Here is a 17430-nt window from a genome sequence, read left to right on the forward strand (position 1 = left end):
ATTATTTAGCTCCCGTGCGTAGGCGAGGGTCCAAGAATACGTACATCAGGTCTGCTAGCAGGTTAAAGAACAACATAAACAGCGTCATAATAAATAACTGACCTTGTAGCACCTGATAGTCTCGGGCATTGATGGCATTCAATAGCACCGTACCTAGTCCAGGGTAGTTAAAGACGATTTCAATAATAAGTTGGCCACCGATGGCGGTACCCAATGCCATTGATAGTGCGGTAACAGAAGGCAATAGCGCATTTCGAGCGGCGTAGTTGAAAACAACGCGGTTTTCGCTCAATCCTTTGCCTTTTGCCATGGTGATATAGTCTTCACTGAGCAGGTTGATCATGTTGTTACGCATATTGATCAAGAAGCCACCAATTTGAATGATCGTGGCACAGAACAACGGCAGAACCGCGTGATAGGCAACATTCTTATAGAAAGCCAAACTGGTCCAGTCAGGGAGTTGCCCTGGGGTATAGGCATAACCGGTTGGGAACCATTTCGCGCCAACGGCGAAAGTGAACATCGCCAGCATCGCAATAACGATTGGTGGGGTTGCCTGTATTACCAGCATCGCTGGTGAGATGAATGCGTCATATTTACTGCCGCGTTTCCACGCAGCAAAAATACCCAGAACTGAACCGATACAGAACGCAACAATAACCGCGGTGCCAGCTAGGAATAGTGACCAGCCAACAGCGTTACCTAGTATCGCGTTAACGGTTTGCGGATAAGTCGCAGTTGATATGCCTAGTTCCCATGAAAGAATGCTCTTTATATAGGTTAGGTATTGTACATAAATGGGGCCATCGACAAACCCAAGCAGCTCTTTCATGGCTTGAATTCGCTCTGGCGTCACTTGCACGCTGGCATTAGCAAACATCATGGTCACTGGGTCACCAGGCATGGCTCGCGGTATAATAAAGTTCAGCGTGGCAGCAAAAAGCAGCGCTAGCAGATAAAAAGATAAACGTCTTAAAAAAAATCCCATAACTCACACCTCAGCCATCCAACTTTCATTGGATTTAGGACGTAAAACCCCCTGACGCAAAGCGCCATATAAAAAAGAGAGGGGGAAGAGGCGGCGCGCAAGAACGCGCACCGCAATTAGTTGATTACTTCTTAGGTTTCAAGTCAAGTACTTGTAGTACACGCTCCGGAATACCAGCCCAAACCATTGGACGGCCTTTCGGATTGTCTTCGTTCCACCAACCAGTGAAGCGAGTTTCGTTGTACTGGAAGTTGTAAGCACCAGACATAACAGGAATCGTAACTTGCTCAGCAGCAATCAGTTCCTGAATCTGGTGAGCAATACCAGTTTGCTCAGCACGGTCAGCTGTCTTGTAGAAGCTATCTAGTAGCTTATCTAGCTTGTCATTCTTGTAGTAGTGACGAGCGAAGCGTGGCATGCCGTCGCCGTCCTGCAAGTTTGAGTGGTAAGCGCTGTTCCAGTATAGGTGCGGATCGGCACCGTGGAAGTAGTTGGTATAAGCGACATCGTAAGATGCTTCTTTCATCGCTGAATCATAAACAGCAAAGTCAGGGGTACGAGCCGCTGCTTTAATGCCGATATCAGCGAGTTGCTCAACAGCCAGTTGTACTGTGTTGTTGAAGTCAGTCCAACCATTTGGTGATTGAATAGCAAGGCTAATTGCTTTTCCAGTTGGTGTTTCTACGAAACCGTCACCATTGGTGTCTTTGAAGCCAGCTTTAGCCAGTAGTGCTTTAGCACCATCGACATCATAAGTCATGTAAGGCTTATATTTAGCGTGAGTCTCTTCGTTTGACCACGCTTCAAACGCATAACCTAGACCAGAGGCGAAATCGTTGACTACACCAGCACCATAGAACGCGATGTCGATGATGGTTTGACGGTCTAGCGCCATTGAGAATGCACGACGGAAGTCAACATTGTTGATCGCTTCATTGTTGCCTTCGTTTGGCGTGTTGTAGTTCAACATGAACGCTTGCGTACCCGCTGGTGGCAACCAGTATTTGTGGTTAGGGTTAGCGGCAGCATAAGTGCGGTCGATATCAGGAACAAAAGAGCTGGTCCAATCTAACTCAGAGTTGATGATCATGCCCAGTAGTTGGTCATTATCAGCGATCTGAGGAACACGTAGACAGTCGATATCTAGGTTTGCAGCATCCCAGTATTGTGGGTTACGACACTGGATATAAAGTTGTGGTGTAAAGGTGTCGATTTCGGTGAATGCACCAGTACCAACAGGGTTTTCGTTGGTGAATGTTGCAGGATCTTCGATATCTTTCCAGACGTGCTTAGGTACAATCGGCACCATAGAAATTTCATACGGTACGTTTGAGTTAGCTTCAGTAAAGTTGAAGACAACTTTGTTCGCATTTACTTTTTCTACTGATTTAACCCACTTGTTGATACCACGTTGGTCAAGCTCAGTCTTCTCGCGAAGTAAGTCATAAGTAAAGACGATATCATCAGCGGTAAATGTTTTACCATCCGACCATTTTACCCCTTTGCGAAGATCAAAAGTGGCACTCATTAGGTCATCAGACATCGCGTAGCTCTTGGCTAGACGCATGACAGGCTCGTTACCTTTCATTTCATTAAAGATAACTAGCGGCTCATAAATGAACTCAGACGTTGTACGAAGGTTTGTTTGTAGGTACGGGTTAAAGTTACGTACCATTGTAGGGTAAAAGTCTGGTACCACAGTTAGTTCGCTGCGTGCTGCAGCTTGTGGTGCAGTTAATGCAGTTGATGCTGCAAGTACTGCTAGAGCAATTTTAGTTTTATTGGCAAGCATAGCTGTTCCTTAACTCTGTGCTTATTGTTTCACTTATATGATTGGATGATCCGAAAAAAAGAGAACCATCACCCGGCTTGTTTTCATTGCATTAAGTGATGTGCATGAAATGGCCTACAAGCTCCGGTAAGCACAAGGAAACAACGTAGTGTCGTTATCGTCAATTAGCCATCCCGTCAAATTCGTCAAAACTACCGCATGTTACGTTATTTTCGTTAAATTGTTTTTTTTTATCGCCCAATGGCCAGAAATAAAGTGTGACGCATGTCAACACTGAAGGTGTTGTTACGATGGATGGGTTAGTGCTTACTTCGGCCGAGACTCCTCCCTGTTGGTGTTTTCATGCATTTTCTCTGGAGGTGTGGTGTGGATCACTAGCTTGTTATACGTTTATTTTTCACGGAAAATATCACCGTGTGATTTGTTGTGAGTTGCTTCTCATAACCTCTATTTATTTGCGTGTACAGCGTTTAGAACGTCAAAATTTACCGTCAATGATGAAGGGTATTTGCTATTGATCGACTTTTTTTTCTGTGTGAATTAGTGCGGTGAGGTTAACCACAAGGGGGGAAGTGATGTTGGTGATAGGGAATGAGAACCATGAATAAAGCCCGTCAGCACAGAGCTAACGGGCTTTGAGATTATTGCTGCATGTAGTGGTGAAGTTTGTCGCGAGCGCTTTCTAGAGATTGGCGTGCGGCACACAGCGTGGCACGTTCAAGTACAAAATCAAGCGTACTGATAACAGTGCGCCAGCGCGGTGACTTGGGCAGCGTGTCAAGGTGTAGGTACTTATCCAGCGTTCGGGTTTGTAAGGTACTGCGGTCGAGATAAACCCGCCACAGCCCACTCTCTTCGGCTAAGGCAAATTTGGTTTTCCCCGTTGATGATTCCCATAGTTCAAGACTGGCTGTCATTGCTTGGACGGTTAGCTCCCGCATAAGATCGGCTTTAGATTTTTCGTCTTGATTGAGCTTATCAGCGAGTCGAGTAAACTCACCACCTAGTTCTCGTAATTGCTGCAGATTTGATTTATCGCCATCAAATGCAAAGTCTGATAGTGCATTAACCGCGTGCTCCAATAATTCAACTCGATGTTGAGATGATTGGCGAGCTGGCGATATAACAATGATCATCGATAGGCCCGAGGCTTCAGGCATTGGGAGCAACCGTGCTGGCCATTGCTGAAGCTCTCCTTGGACTTTGAATCGGAGGTTTTCGATTGGGAGCACATTGCCGTCAGGTACGTTCAACTGCTCCATGTCAGCGATAAGGTCATCGATATTGAGTCGCTCAATTATTTCTGTCGGGGCATGAAGTAGTTTGGCCGCTGCTTGGTTGGCGTAGCGAATACGGCCATCTTGCTGAAGGCATAAGATGGACTCTTCGGTTGACTCAAGTAAATTTATTAGACGTCCATGGGTATCAATCAGTCCTTGCTCTGTCTGCTTGTGGTGCATTATTTCTTCTTGCAAGCGGACATTGATTGCTTTCTCTTCTAACATTTTCGCGGCGCGCAGGTGGGTATAGATCCGTGCCAGTAACTCCTCCTTATTAAATGGTTTACTCAGGTAATCACTGGCTCCTGCTTCAAACCCTTTAACGCGGTCCTGCATTTGATTGAGCGCCGATAACATGATGATGGGCAGCATCTCGTTGTCCGCATGTTGGCGCAATCGCTTACATACTTCGTAGCCGTTTAGCTCGGGCATCATGACATCAAGTAGTAACAGATCCGGCTGGTACTCTTCGACCATACTGATGGCGAGGTTGCCGTTATCCGCGGTCACAACCCGGTATCCACTGGCGCGAAGATAGTTGGCGACAACTTGCAAATTCACGGGCTCATCATCAACAACCAGTATCAGCTCTTTATCACCATCATGGCTATCGACACTGAATGTTATCTCACTGCCATCCGTCGGTGGGATCATAAAATGGTTCAACGGGGGTGAGGCGGTTTGCTTGAGTTCATCTGAGGCAATATTCAAGGTAAAGCTGAATGTTGACCCCACCATAGGTTGGCTACTGACATACAGTTGACCACCCATAAGCTCAATCAATTGACGACTAATAGTTAAACCTAATCCCGTTCCCTGACGATAACGCTCACTGTCTGCCGCTTGGGTGAGAGGTTCAAAGATCTGCTCAAGCTCTTCTGCTGGGATCCCTTGGCCGGTATCGACCACCTGGACACGAACTTGTTTATCTAGCAGGGTGGCTGAGATAACGATTTTCCCTTCACTGGTGTATTTGATCGCATTACCAATCAGGTTGTATAGCACTTGCTCCAATCGCTGTTCATCGGCATCAAGCAGAGGCATGTCATTGGGGATCTGGTTGATAATGCGTACCGGTTTTTCACCGAGTAAATGGTGAGACAATTCGAGAACCAACCGAATTGCTGTACTTAGGTCAACGGCGTGGCGCTTAATATCTAAATTGCCATAACGCATCTTATGGTAATCAAGTAGATCGTCAATCAGGGTGCTCAAGCGCTGACCGCTGTTGAGGAGAATTTGTAATTGATGACGCTGCTGATTTGAAATAGGGCTATGCAGACCAGAAAGCAGCGACTCAGCGATCCCCATCATGCCATGTAATGGGGTACGCAGTTCATGAGAGGTGGTGGCGAGAAATTCATCTTTGAGTTTATCGGCGGCTTCAAGTTTGCTGTTTTTTTGTTGAATCGTATCAAGGTTACTTTCTAACTCTTTGTTCTGTTGGCGGATCAAGAACAATTTTTCGCGAACTGAGCGCTGCATACGAGCAAAGCTAATAGCCAGCCGGCCGAGCTCATCTGGGCGTTCAGTGCCGGTGATATTTTGGTCTAGGTCGCCTGCAGAAACGCGCTCTGCAGCCCAGGTTAAGCGCAAAAGAGGCGCGGTAATATAGTTAGACAGCCAGTGAGAGGCCATAATGACGAGAAGAATGGCAGCAGTCATTGCGACGAGGAAAACTTTTTCAAGTTGTCGAATATGCACTAAAGCATCGCTTTCAGGAAGATCTAGCAATATCGCCCATTGATTATCAAGAACATTGACAGGCGTTAAGGCACGAAGCACCTTTATCTCATTGAATCCTGTTATTTTTTCAACGCTTTCTTTTTGTTGCAGCAAGGCGTTTAGGATGTCAGGCTCACTTTTAAACAGTGTGTTGAGCGGGTTGCTTTGCCTTAATTCTCCATGGAGCCCCAATACTGTCGTTGTGATAGATGATTGCTCTTCCGGTCTTTCAGCAACGAGGCTTTCAACCCCTGTTGTAGGAAGCTTAAATAGAAGGTAACTGTGCAGGTAACCTTGTTGGATGATAGGAGCGGCTAACCAAGCAACATTCTGTCCTGCGTTATTATTATCACTGAAGTCTTGGAAAACATAAAGCTCCTCATCCGACTCTAAATGTTGTTTTGTCAGGTTTTTGATATTTTTAAATGCTTGGCCATAAGGTGTGTTTAGCTGTTGTTCGTTTTGCAGGTTTTCACCGAAGAGTGAATCAATTTTAACGGAATAAGTTACGTTGCCATTCATATCGACTAAGTAGATATTAGAAAAATCGGTGCGCTTAAGGTACTCCTCAAACGCATCGTGATAGCGTTTGTGAATTAGGCGATAGCGTTGATTAGCAATGTAAAGTGTTCCTTCCGTACTTAAGTCGACATTTTTTCCAGAAAGAACCCCTTTGATGTAATCACTTTGAGCTATCGCGCGTATCTCGTCTTGACTGTTGGCTAGTTGACTGAAGGCACCAACTAACCCATAGAACCTCCCTCCGGTCGCGATGGCGAGCTCCGATTTTGCAAAAGCTTGAATCTCCTGTCTTTTGTAATCAAAGTAATTTTCAAGCTGGCGCGCTTTGTTATCACGTAACAGGGAAAGGTGTTGAAATGTTTGTTGCTCTAAATCAGTAATATGAGAATTTAGAAAAAACAATGCCGTTAGCGTCAGCGGGGTAATACTGATCACCAAAAACGCCATCATTAACGAGTGCTGGAGCCGTTTGAAGGAGCTGAACAGTTTCATTACTTCCTTTATTACATATACATAAATTGCATTACGGCAATTTTGTCAAAACAAAGCAAAGAGTGTATCTGTTCTTCTTTGAGTGGAGCAACAATAGCGGGGGGAAATTTTTGTGATTGATCTCGTTAATTTTGTCAAAAAGCCCTTTTTGAGTGCTTATTGACACTCAAAAAGGGTAATCGATCTTAGGTATGAACTTATTTTGCCTTTTGTGCTCGATAAATTTTAAATCCATCTCGCGTGGCCAGTGTGTCGCATTCACCAAAAGCATTGTTGATAATCGGAGGGTATTGCAAAAAACTGTTGGCAACGATAATTAGTTGTCCCCCGCGATTTAGATGGGATGGGGCATCCGCCAATAAATTTTCGGTTGCGCTGTAGCTGGTTTTTAATCCGGCATGAAACGGTGGGTTAGAGATCAAATAATCAAACTGGCCTTGAATATCGCTGTAGACATCACTGGCTAATACTGTTCCGTCTAACTGATTTTGACGGAGTGTCTCTTTCGCTGACGCGATGGCAAGGGCGCTAATATCGCACAAGGTTACGTTAATATCGCTAAACATTGTTTTGGCCCAGGCACCAATGATCCCTGCCCCACAACCAAAATCGAGTACATCGCCTTTCAACACCGAAAGGTTTTCTAGTAATAGTTTTGTGCCTTTATCAAACTCACCATGACTAAATACACCCGGCAATGAACTAATGGTAAGGGTGGTTTCCCCTAGCTGCAGTGCGTAGTGTTTAAACCAATCATTGAGATTGAAGGGTTGGGGAGTGTGAGTGGCGCTTCCCCAATAGAAACCGCAGCGCCTCGCACTGTCGTGTTTAACTAATTTTGTATAGGGGTGGCACAGTTTCTCGGCGCTTTTTACCCCAGCGCGATTTTCGCCAACAACGCAGATCTCAGTTCCTGCTGGCAATTGGCCCAGCGTCATTGCGAGTAAGTACTCAGCCTCGGCTTTTGCTTTGGGCCAAAACAGTAAGACCATGTCGACATCTTGCAGTGTTGAGGCGTCAATTTCAGCTCCAAACTGACAGGTATAGCGGGCTTTTAGGCGGTTATGAGTGAGGAAGTTAGTCGTAAAGACGCGTAAAGACGCACACGTGCTGGCTAATTCCGAGGGCAAGTTGCCATCGAACTCGCCCATCACCAGTAAGTGACGGTTTTCAAAAAAAGCCAATTGGCGTTCAATCACCTGACTTGGTGCAGATAACGACATGGTTAACCTCAGATGTTTGTTACAGATAATATGGGCGCGGATTGTCCCACAATCCGCGCAAAGGGGAAACCGTTACTGTTTGTTGTTAGCAATTATCCTGCTTCTCTAAGAAAGCATTAAATTCGCTTTGGTAAAGCTTAAATAAGACGATAGTTAGAGCGAAAATGATGGGGCCATAAATAAGACCCAGTAGACCAAAGAGTTGCAGCCCACCCATAATTGAAAAGAAGATTAATAGGGTATTCATGCCGGAGTTACCTTGCATGAGTAGAGGACGCAACAGATTATCGATTGAGCCGACAACAATAGAGCCCCATAGCGCCATAAATAGCGCCCACTCCCAATCGCCTATCAGCAGTAAGTAGAGTGCTGTCGGTACCCAGATTAAAGCGGTGCCGACCACCGGGATAAAGGAAGCGAAAGCCATGATTGTTCCCCAGAAGAGTCCGGGGAAACCTACTAGCCACATCGCAAACCCGCCAGCGAACCCTTGCGTAATGGCGGTAAGGAATGATCCGAGTAGTGCCGATTTAGAGACGCTTTCTAGTTCATCTAGCAAAATGTCTTCCTGGCTGCGTGATAAGGGAATGGCAAGACGTAAGGTTTCGACGATTTTTTCATGATCTCGGAGTAGAAAGAACAGGATAAATAGCATCAGTATGAAGTTTAGAAACAGGCTGGTTATATCACCGACAACGCGAGCACTGATATTGATCATTTGGCTGCCTAGTGTCGAGGCGCTGGTTGCGATTTTTTGTACTACGGCTTGTGGGTCAAGGTTATCGAGAGGTGAGTACTTGTCCAGCAGGCTAAGGGTCTTCACCACATAAGGGTGAGAAATAACGGTTTGTGCGCCACCGTTACTTAGCCAGTTAATGGTATCTTTCGAGAATGTAACGCCCTGATTTAATATGGCAATCAGTACTAAAGTGACAGGGATGAGAATAATAAAGGTCATTAAACTGCAAGAGAGCAGTGAAGCCAGATTGATCCGTTTTCCACAACGTAGTTCAATGCGCGCATGAATCGGGTAGAACAACAGCGACAAAATAAACGCCAGCATAATGGGGCCCAGATAAGGCTGAACGAGGCGGTAACAGGCATAAGCGGCAAAAAGCAGAGCGACAATCAATGTCCAGTGACGTGGTTCTATTTTGATGTCCCGACTCATGGTGTATTCCTTTATATGAAGATTCGTTGCAATAAATAGGTAAAAACTAATTAATTGGATGCTCTGGAAAGCGAAAGCCACCTTATCAAAGGTGGCTAAAAAACGGTAGTTGCTTTTTCGACCAGTTACTTAGCGAGTACAGCGAATGCTTTGTCAGCTGCTGCGATGGTTGCGTTGATCTCTGCATCACCATGAGACAGTGAAGTAAAGCTCGCTTCAAAGGCGGATGGTGCCAAATAAATACCCTGTTCAAGCATTAGATGGAAAAAGCGTTTGAATTTGTCTGTGTCACAACGCGCCACATCGGCGTAGGTTTTGATGCTGGTTTGATCGGTAAAGAAGAAACCAAACATGCCGCCAACTTGGTGCACAAAGAGTGGGACGTTGTGCTTGTCAGCCATCGCCTTAAAGCCTTGGGCGAGGGTTTGGGTGATTTGTTGGAGTTTTTCCTCATTGCCTGGTTGGCTAATTAAACGCAAACTGGCTTGCCCTGCCGCCATGGCAATAGGGTTACCGGATAAAGTCCCTGCCTGATAGACTGGTCCAGTTGGCGCGATAAACGCCATAATGTCGCGACGGCCACCAAATGCGCCTACTGGCATTCCGCCCCCAATTACTTTACCCAGCGTGGTTAAGTCAGGTGTGACTTGATAGTGTGCTTGAGCCCCACCCAGTGCGACACGAAACCCTGTCATTACTTCATCAAAGATCAGCAATGCATTGTACTGATCACACAGTGCTCTTAGCCCTTGCAAGAAGTCATCTTGTGGCGGAATACAGTTCATGTTGCCAGCAACGGGCTCTACTATAATGCAGGCGATGTCTTCAGGGTGAGATGCAAAGGTCTGAGCGACAGATTCTAAATCATTAAATGTGCAGGTGAGTGTATGTTTGGCAAAGTCTGCTGGAACGCCAGGAGAGCTAGGCTGCCCAAGGGTTAACGCCCCAGAACCGGCTTTGACCAACAAACAGTCAGCATGACCGTGGTAGCAACCTTCAAATTTAACGATTTTGTCACGACCCGTAAAACCACGCGCTAACCGGATAGCACTCATCGTGGCCTCAGTGCCAGAGTTGACCATGCGTACCATCTCCATTGATGGTACTAACTGGCTGACTAATTCTGCCATGCTAATTTCTGATTCAGTCGGCGCACCAAAACTGAGACCATTTTGCGCTGCACTGATTACGGCTTGGCGAATCTCAGGGTGATTATGTCCTAAGATCATTGGTCCCCAAGACCCGACATAATCGATGTAGCTTTTATTATCGGCATCAAAGATGTAAGCCCCTTCGGCACGTTCAATAAACACGGGGTCTCCACCCACCCCGGCAAATGCGCGGACGGGGGAGTTAACACCACCAGGAATGGTCTGTTGTGCTTTGGCAAAAAGTTCGGCTGACTTGCTCATTGATTTCTTTCCCTATATTGGTTTTTATTGATTGTATCTAACTTCGGGGAAGTTTGGCGAGTATTGTTATTATTGGTCTTTGGCAACTAATCGCATAAAATGTCGGCAAATTTTGATGATTCGCGGTAGAATACTTGAATGAATTAGTCAGGTATTGGATAATTGCGGTTAAACGGCAATGTTGGAGAGTAGAATGGGCGATGCAAACTTGCCACTGAACTTTAGCGAAGTTGCGGCGAACAGAGTGAAAACGCTGATTGCCGAGGAAGAAAACCCAAATCTGAAATTACGCGTGTATATTACAGGTGGCGGTTGTAGTGGCTTCCAGTATGGGTTTACATTTGATGAAAGTGTTAATGAGGGTGATACCACCATTGAAAATAGTGGTGTAACACTGGTGGTTGATCCAATGAGTCTGCAATACCTAATTGGTGGTACTGTTGACTATACGGAAGGACTGGAAGGTTCGCGTTTTTTCGTTGATAACCCAAATGCAACGACCACATGTGGTTGCGGGGCATCGTTTAGTGTTTAAGCTAAATGAGACATAAAAAACCGCCAGTTGGCGGTTTTTTTATGTCTCCAAAGTGAGTGCCACTCAATAACTAAGGCCGTTCACTATCGATAAGTAAATAGTGATTAGCGACCAGATCATCAAAGTGCATCATCTGAGCGACTTGGTTTTGTGCATGGCGTAAAAAAACCGTTTTCTCGTCACCAAGCAAGGATTCAGCCTGCGGTAAATCGACGGTTCTCGGGTTTTTATGCTTCCCGTTTACCAGAAACTCATAGTGCAGGTGTGCTCCAGTGACACGCCCAGTCGCACCTAATGTACCTATTGTCTCGCCCTGTTTGACTCGCTGCCCTGTACGTACTGTTCGTTTTGTTAGGTGCAGATATTTGGTGGTATAGGTCGCATTGTGGCGAATAAAGACATAGTTACCATTATACTGGTTATAACTAGATTCAGTGACAACGCCGTTACCCGCAGCCCATATTGGCGTACCGACAGGGGCGACGTAGTCAGTACCGTTATGGGCACGTACCCGTCCGGTAACGGGGTGTAAGCGCTTAGGATTAAAATTGGAACTGACATAGCGGAAATTAACGGGAGAGCGAAGAAAGGCCTTTTTCATGGCTAAGCCTTGAGCATCATAATACTCACCATTTTCGGCTAAAATGGCTGTAAATGTTTGACCAAAATTGGTAAATTCAGCCGCCAATATCTTGCCGTGTCCCATATATTGCCCTTCAGACCAGCGCTCTTCGAACAGAACCTTAAAATGATCGCCAGCCCTAATATCTAATGCGAAATCAATGTCCCAGCCAAACAGTGTGGCGAGTTCCATGACTTGGTTTGGGGTTAACCCAGCGCCGATGCCTGCATTCCAGAAACTTGATGTGATTGACGCTTGAGCATAATTGGTTTGGTAGTCGACATCTTTGACGTGGAGACGAGAAGAAAAAGCGTTGTCGGAAATGCGTTCAATAATCAATGTTTTAGTATTCGACTTTCTTTGTCGCAATTGTTGTAGTTGGCCGAGTTCATCGCGACCAAACTCTAGTTCAACGCCGGGACGCAGTTGAGTAAGGCTTTTAGCTTCATCATCGCTGTTAATGAGCTGATGAAGGGTCCGAGCGCTAAACCCCAGCTGTTGGAAAACCACGGCCAGACTTTCCCCACTAGCAATGGTGTGCTTTTGCCATTGTAGTGCTTGACCGCTGGGCGCAACGGCTATTTCTCTAGGGGCTAGGTTGAGGGGCAGTGGGTAAGTTTCACTTGTTTGGTAAGTGAAGTAGTTATCTGGTGCCTTGGTATCACTGGGAATAACAACTGCAAAAAAGAAGCAACTAATGGCGATGAATAATAGATAACGTTTAGGCTTGTTTTTGAAGATGCGAAAAAATGACAAAATTAAGGTACCAAAGTTGCGGTAATTAAAAATATGACAGTGAATAGTGTAACTGGTTTCAAAATGAAGTGCTATTCAAGTAAACTGAGCGGATATTAGTTAAAGATAATTGTGGGAGCACACACGCATGGCCAGCATTGAACAGGCGCTAGCTGAAATTAAACGCGGAGTAGATGAACTTATTCCGGAAGAAGAGCTGATTGAAAAACTGAAACAAGGGCGTCCGCTACGCATCAAACTGGGTGCAGATCCAACGGCACCGGATATTCACCTTGGCCACACTGTTATTCTTAATAAGCTGCGTACTTTTCAAGAGTTGGGGCATGATGTCACCTTTTTGATTGGTGACTTTACTGGAATGGTGGGTGATCCGACGGGTAAAAATACCACTCGTCCACCGTTAACTCGTGAAGATGTTTTAGCCAATGCTGAAACCTATAAAGAGCAGGTGTTCAAGATCCTTGATCCAGCCAAGACAAAAATTGCCTTTAACTCTGAGTGGCTATCTGAGCTTGGTGCTGCGGGTATGATCAAACTGGCTGCAAACCAAACGGTTGCACGTATGCTTGAGCGTGATGATTTTAAAAAGCGCTATGCGGATGGTCGTCCTATCGCTATCCACGAGTTTATGTACCCGTTATTGCAGGGCTATGATTCAGTTGCTATGGAAACTGACGTTGAGTTAGGCGGTACGGATCAGAAGTTCAATTTGCTAATGGGTAGAGAGCTACAGAAAGCAAATGGGCAAAAGCCACAAGTCGTGTTAACGATGCCATTGCTGGTTGGTTTGGACGGCGAAAAGAAAATGTCCAAGTCGGCGCATAACTATATCGGTATCAGTGAATCGCCAACAGAAATGTTCGGCAAGATCATGTCTATCTCTGATGATCTAATGTGGAATTACTACGAATTATTGTCGTTCCGTCCATTAGAAGAGATCGAGCAGTTTAGAGCGGATATTGCCAATGGTAAAAACCCTCGTGACATTAAAGTACTGCTTGCCAAAGAGATCATTGCTCGTTTCCATTCAGATGAACTCGCTGAAGCGGCAGAGCAGGAATTTATTAATCGCTTCCAGAAAGGGGCGATGCCGGAAGAGATGCCTGAATTCACCTTTGATACGGGTATTGCGATTGCAAACGTGTTGAAGGACGCTGGATTGGTGAACTCGACGTCTGATGCGATGCGTATGATTCGCCAGGGTGCTGCTAAGCAAGACGGAGAAAAAGTGTCTGATACGAAGCTGGTTCCAGCAGTGGGTACTTATGTATTCCAAGTTGGTAAGCGTAAATTTGCACGAGTAACCATTGCTTAATGGTTTCGCTCTGATTTGATAAAAAATGCCCGGTGATAGACCGGGCATTTTTATTTATAAGCAGGAATAATTAAGCTTGTTTAAGCACAAAGCTTGGCAGCGATAAGTGCCATTTGATGGCGGCTAATCGAATCATAAGGGTTGTAATTATCCCAGCGATCATTGCCCCATTAGTTGGAACGGATAATGCCAAAGCACCTGTGTGTACAATCCCCCCTGCGATACAGGCCGTGGCGTAGACTTCGGTACGTAAAACCATCGGAATTTCACGCGCTAATACATCACGGATGATGCCGCCTCCGCATCCAGTCATTACGCCCATAATAACAGCAACAATTGGAGCAGCGCCGAAAGCCAGAGCTTTTTCTACGCCAATCGCGACAAATACCGCAAGCCCAATAGCATCGGAAACAGGGAGGAGATACCAAGGTAAGCGCTTCGGGTTTTTAATTAACAGCATAGACAATAAGCTGGTGATTAAAATAACCCAAATATAGGCTGCATTGGTGATCCAAAAAACAGGTGTAGCGCCTAGTGCCATATCACGAATTGTACCGCCACCAATGGCGGTCACGCTCGCCAGCACTAATACGCCAAAAGGGTCCATCCTTAGGCGTCCAGCCAGTAGCACTCCAGAGATGGCAAAAATTGCAGTGCCGAATAGGTCGAGTAAATAAATTAACATAGTGACAATCACACTATCAGTAGGAACAGGAGTGGTGATTGTAAAGCAGAAAACGTGCCTTACAACCCTGAGAGTGGTGAAAAAGTTGCGCTACATCATGCGAAAATAAAAATTTTCGTTATAGTTCGATACCTGCCCAATTAGGGATGCAGTACCGCACAAATATCAGCCGCTGCCATTAAGCTTCGTGGAGTCGCGCGATTCAACCAATCGCTATTTAGGCTAATCACATTTGCATTTTGTACTGCAGGTAGCACTTCTTTCCAGCGCTGCCACATTTCACCATCTGACTCTTGAGAGTGCGGTAGAAATATAACATCCGGCTGGCGACTAATGACCTGCTCCGGGCTAATTTGTGGATAAGGGGCCGCACTATCGCCAAAAATATTTTCCCCATTGCATATTTCAAAAACAGAACCAGGCCAAGCAGTACGATTGACCGAGATGAGTGGATGAGTGCTGAGTTGATAGAAAAAGCGTACCGGCGGCATGTCTTTGTATTGCTCTTTGAGGTGATTGAGCTGAGCACTAAACTCGTCAGCAGCTTGCATTCCAATGGCGGGGTTTGAAGACCATTGACTTAGTTGGGTAATAACGCGAGCAATGTCGTCAAGAGAGTCGGGATAAGTATTGATAACTGTATAGCCGAGTTGGCGAAGCTTGAGTAATTGCTGTGATGGATTGCCACCCTCCCAAGCGAGAATAAGGTCTGGATTAAGCGCAACAATACGTTCTAGGTTTAGCCCTCGATGGTTAGCAACGCGTTCAATATTGAGTGCGCTCTTGGGGTAGTCACTATGTTCGCTGACCGCAACGATAGCATCGCCAAGGCCTGCGGCATAAGCCAGTTCCGTGCCTTGTGGTGATAGTGTGATAACACGCTGTGCTGGTTGAGATAGCGCAAAGCACGAAAATAGAAAGAGTAGTGTCGTGATCAGTGTTCGAGTCATATTATGCAATGATTATCCATAGAGAGCAGAAAATACCCCAAAGCCATAACCGACGTAAGAGTAGTTGTTGTAATTGAGCAAGGTGCAGTGCGGCGGGGGCAATAGGACCACCGACTTTAGGTCGTTCGAAACGTTGCTTCTGGTATATAACCGGCCCCCCAAGAGAAAGCGTTAAGCGACTACCTACAGCTGTCAGTAACCAACCTGGACCAGGCAGTGGCCACTGCTCACCTTGCCGCCAGAGGGCAGTAAAATTGTGTCGCGTATTTTTTCCTGTCGCAAGCAGTAAGGCAAATAAGCGCAGAGGAATGATATCAGCAATGGCGAGTAGACGTACTGCAGAAAGTCCAAAGTTATGATATTGAATGCGAGAGGGTGACCAACACCGCGCCAATGTCAGCGTAAGACGATACAGTATCGCACCGATACCACCTGCCAGCGTGTACCAAAAGAGAACAGCAACGACCTGACGACCATAACCAAGTAATAGTGTTTCAGCACAGGCTTTGCCTATTCCGATCTGGGTTAATGTGTTTGTGTCGCGATTAAGTTGTGTGCTGAGCAACTGCCGGCAATAAGCGATCCGATTGTCAGCCAAGCCTTGCGTGATCCGTTTGCCTAGTTGGTGTGGCTGTTGCCACTCAATGGCTAGCCATAGCAGTGTCATATTAAATAGGGAGGGGTACCACACGAGCTGATAGGCGGCGAACAGAAAGATGAAAGCAGAGCAGTATAGTAATAACCAGGCCAGAAAGCCGGAGAGTTGGCGCTGCTTGATAGAGTCTGATGCTTTGTTGACTCTTGTTGCGATTAAGAGCCCGAGCTTTTTCCAAATTTGTATGGGATGTAGCTCGGGTGGAATAGGGAGAAGCCAGTGCAACAAGAGGGCACCCCACATCGCGAGTAGGGTGTCATTATTAAAGGCTAACGTGAAAAATCCATTTATCGTCACGTCTATTCCACTATTTATCGTTAAGTAGAGCAACCATTTTAACTGCCATTTCAGACGAGCTCTTTGCGGCAATCGGTAAAAACTGATGGAAATCCATCGGTGATTCTTTGTCTACAACGTCAGAAATGGCGCGAACAACCACAAAAGGAACCTTGAACTGGTGACAGACTTGCCCAATGGCCGCTGCTTCCATTTCTGCTGCCACGATGGTTGGGAAGTGGTGACGTATGTAGTCAATCTTCTCTTTTGTGCAGATGAATGCATCGCCTGAACAAATTAAGCCGCGTAGTGCACGTGTATTGCCAGATGCTAGGATGGCTTGTTCTGCAATATCGATCAGCTGGCTATCTGCTTGAAAGGCTGCAGGCTGCTGCGCCATTTGCCCCATCTCATAACCAAACGCAGTGACATCTGCATCGTGATGGCGAACCTCGGTTGAGACTACGACATCACCCATTGTTAGTGTGTTATCAAAACCGCCAGCTGATCCAGTGTTTATGATGGCATCTGGGGAGAACCGCTCAAGGAGTAAAGTGGTTCCAACGGATACAGCGACCTTACCAATTCCTGATTGCAGTAATACCACATCTGCGCCATCTAGGCGGCCTTCGTAAAAGGTACACCCTGCCAGATCAAGTCTATTTACATCAGTAAGAAGTGATTTCAATATCTCAACTTCTTGTTCCATCGCTCCAATAATGCCGATTTTCATAATCATCTCAGTTTGGTTTATACAAGAAAGCCAGAGTTTAGCATGCATTCAGCTGCGATAAGAGTGGCTTGTTGTTTGGCAAAATGGTCTAAAGTATGAAAAGTCTCACTAGCATTGCAATATAAAAGCAGAGAATAAAGCTGCATTTTGCATCAATAACATACGAATTGATGCGATTTTGAACGCTTGAGGTGTTTTTGGCGTTTTTTATCAAAATACTGCTTGCCAGATGATTTTAACTCCCTATAATGCGCCACCACTGCCAAGGAAAACGAGACGAAAGTCACACTGATTGGTA

At 45.8% G+C, this 17430-nt stretch carries 13 protein-coding genes; 2 read left to right on the top strand and 11 right to left on the bottom strand.

What is annotated here, in order from left to right; all coding sequences use genetic code 11:
- Position 1: 1 nt before the first annotated feature.
- From ACKLNH_RS13000 to hemL, 6 genes are all read right to left on the bottom strand, one after another.
- Positions 2–988, bottom strand: a complete 987-nt coding sequence (locus tag ACKLNH_RS13000) for an ABC transporter permease (RefSeq protein WP_413112688.1) — start codon at positions 986–988, stop codon at positions 2–4.
- 124 nt (positions 989–1112) lie between these two features.
- Positions 1113–2780 (bottom strand): ABC transporter substrate-binding protein, encoded by a 1668-nt coding sequence (locus tag ACKLNH_RS13005; protein ID WP_413112689.1) that lies wholly within the window; start codon positions 2778–2780, stop codon positions 1113–1115.
- Positions 2781–3421: 641 nt separating this feature from the next.
- Positions 3422–6799 (bottom strand): response regulator, encoded by a 3378-nt coding sequence (locus ACKLNH_RS13010; protein WP_413112690.1) that lies wholly within the window; start codon positions 6797–6799, stop codon positions 3422–3424.
- A 197-nt stretch (positions 6800–6996) separates the two neighbouring features.
- Complete coding sequence (gene rsmC, locus ACKLNH_RS13015; RefSeq protein ID WP_413112691.1) at positions 6997–8022, bottom strand: 16S rRNA (guanine(1207)-N(2))-methyltransferase RsmC; 1026 nt, start codon at positions 8020–8022, stop codon at positions 6997–6999.
- An 85-nt stretch (positions 8023–8107) separates the two neighbouring features.
- Positions 8108–9193: an AI-2E family transporter gene (locus ACKLNH_RS13020; RefSeq protein WP_413112692.1), complete on the bottom strand. Its 1086-nt coding sequence runs from the start codon at positions 9191–9193 to the stop codon at positions 8108–8110.
- Positions 9194–9318: 125 nt separating this feature from the next.
- On the bottom strand, positions 9319–10605 hold the full coding sequence (hemL, locus tag ACKLNH_RS13025) for a glutamate-1-semialdehyde 2,1-aminomutase (protein WP_413112693.1): 1287 nt from the start codon (positions 10603–10605) through the stop codon (positions 9319–9321).
- Between the two features lie 193 nt (positions 10606–10798).
- Here hemL and erpA point away from each other — a divergent pair, with 193 nt between their 5' ends.
- The gene (gene erpA, locus ACKLNH_RS13030) at positions 10799–11140 is read left to right on the top strand and encodes an iron-sulfur cluster insertion protein ErpA (RefSeq protein WP_413112694.1); all 342 of its coding nucleotides are present in this window, start codon (positions 10799–10801) and stop codon (positions 11138–11140) included.
- A 70-nt stretch (positions 11141–11210) separates the two neighbouring features.
- Here the strand turns inward: erpA and ACKLNH_RS13035 are convergent, their stop codons facing one another.
- Positions 11211–12521 carry a peptidoglycan DD-metalloendopeptidase family protein gene (locus ACKLNH_RS13035; protein WP_413112701.1) on the bottom strand — a complete coding sequence of 437 codons (1311 nt, stop codon included), beginning with the start codon at positions 12519–12521 and terminating at the stop codon, positions 11211–11213.
- Between the two features lie 124 nt (positions 12522–12645).
- Between ACKLNH_RS13035 and tyrS the strand changes: the two genes are divergently transcribed.
- On the top strand, positions 12646–13833 hold the full coding sequence (gene tyrS, locus ACKLNH_RS13040) for a tyrosine--tRNA ligase (RefSeq protein ID WP_413112695.1): 1188 nt from the start codon (positions 12646–12648) through the stop codon (positions 13831–13833).
- A 70-nt stretch (positions 13834–13903) separates the two neighbouring features.
- On the opposite strand, the gene ACKLNH_RS13045 is transcribed toward tyrS, so the two are convergent.
- The 4 genes from ACKLNH_RS13045 to mtnN form a co-directional block, all read right to left on the bottom strand.
- Positions 13904–14518: a TRIC cation channel family protein gene (locus ACKLNH_RS13045; RefSeq protein WP_413112696.1), complete on the bottom strand. Its 615-nt coding sequence runs from the start codon at positions 14516–14518 to the stop codon at positions 13904–13906.
- Between the two features lie 140 nt (positions 14519–14658).
- Positions 14659–15468 carry a vitamin B12 ABC transporter substrate-binding protein BtuF gene (gene btuF / locus ACKLNH_RS13050; RefSeq protein WP_413112702.1) on the bottom strand — a complete coding sequence of 270 codons (810 nt, stop codon included), beginning with the start codon at positions 15466–15468 and terminating at the stop codon, positions 14659–14661.
- Position 15469: 1 nt separating this feature from the next.
- Positions 15470–16420 (bottom strand): cobalamin biosynthesis family protein, encoded by a 951-nt coding sequence (locus tag ACKLNH_RS13055; RefSeq protein WP_413112697.1) that lies wholly within the window; start codon positions 16418–16420, stop codon positions 15470–15472.
- 10 nt (positions 16421–16430) lie between these two features.
- Complete coding sequence (gene mtnN / locus ACKLNH_RS13060; RefSeq protein ID WP_413112698.1) at positions 16431–17132, bottom strand: 5'-methylthioadenosine/S-adenosylhomocysteine nucleosidase; 702 nt, start codon at positions 17130–17132, stop codon at positions 16431–16433.
- Positions 17133–17430: the final 298 nt, after the last annotated feature.

The sequence above is a fragment of the Thaumasiovibrio clandestinus genome, from assembly GCF_047250365.1.
Taxonomy (GTDB): Bacteria; Pseudomonadota; Gammaproteobacteria; order Enterobacterales; family Vibrionaceae; genus Thaumasiovibrio.

What these genes read in the sequence shown, in the direction of transcription:
- ACKLNH_RS13000 (WP_413112688.1), bottom strand. Translation starts at nt 988, where the DNA reads ATGGGATTTTTTTTAAGACGTTTATCTTTTTATCTGCTAGCGCTGCTT.
- ACKLNH_RS13005 (WP_413112689.1), bottom strand. Translation starts at nt 2,780, where the DNA reads ATGCTTGCCAATAAAACTAAAATTGCTCTAGCAGTACTTGCAGCATCA.
- ACKLNH_RS13010 (WP_413112690.1), bottom strand. Translation starts at nt 6,799, where the DNA reads ATGAAACTGTTCAGCTCCTTCAAACGGCTCCAGCACTCGTTAATGATG.
- rsmC (WP_413112691.1), bottom strand. Translation starts at nt 8,022, where the DNA reads ATGTCGTTATCTGCACCAAGTCAGGTGATTGAACGCCAATTGGCTTTT.
- ACKLNH_RS13020 (WP_413112692.1), bottom strand. Translation starts at nt 9,193, where the DNA reads ATGAGTCGGGACATCAAAATAGAACCACGTCACTGGACATTGATTGTC.
- hemL (WP_413112693.1), bottom strand. Translation starts at nt 10,605, where the DNA reads ATGAGCAAGTCAGCCGAACTTTTTGCCAAAGCACAACAGACCATTCCT.
- erpA (WP_413112694.1), top strand. Translation starts at nt 10,799, where the DNA reads ATGGGCGATGCAAACTTGCCACTGAACTTTAGCGAAGTTGCGGCGAAC.
- tyrS (WP_413112695.1), top strand. Translation starts at nt 12,646, where the DNA reads ATGGCCAGCATTGAACAGGCGCTAGCTGAAATTAAACGCGGAGTAGAT.
- ACKLNH_RS13045 (WP_413112696.1), bottom strand. Translation starts at nt 14,518, where the DNA reads ATGTTAATTTATTTACTCGACCTATTCGGCACTGCAATTTTTGCCATC.
- btuF (WP_413112702.1), bottom strand. Translation starts at nt 15,468, where the DNA reads ATGACTCGAACACTGATCACGACACTACTCTTTCTATTTTCGTGCTTT.
- mtnN (WP_413112698.1), bottom strand. Translation starts at nt 17,132, where the DNA reads ATGAAAATCGGCATTATTGGAGCGATGGAACAAGAAGTTGAGATATTG.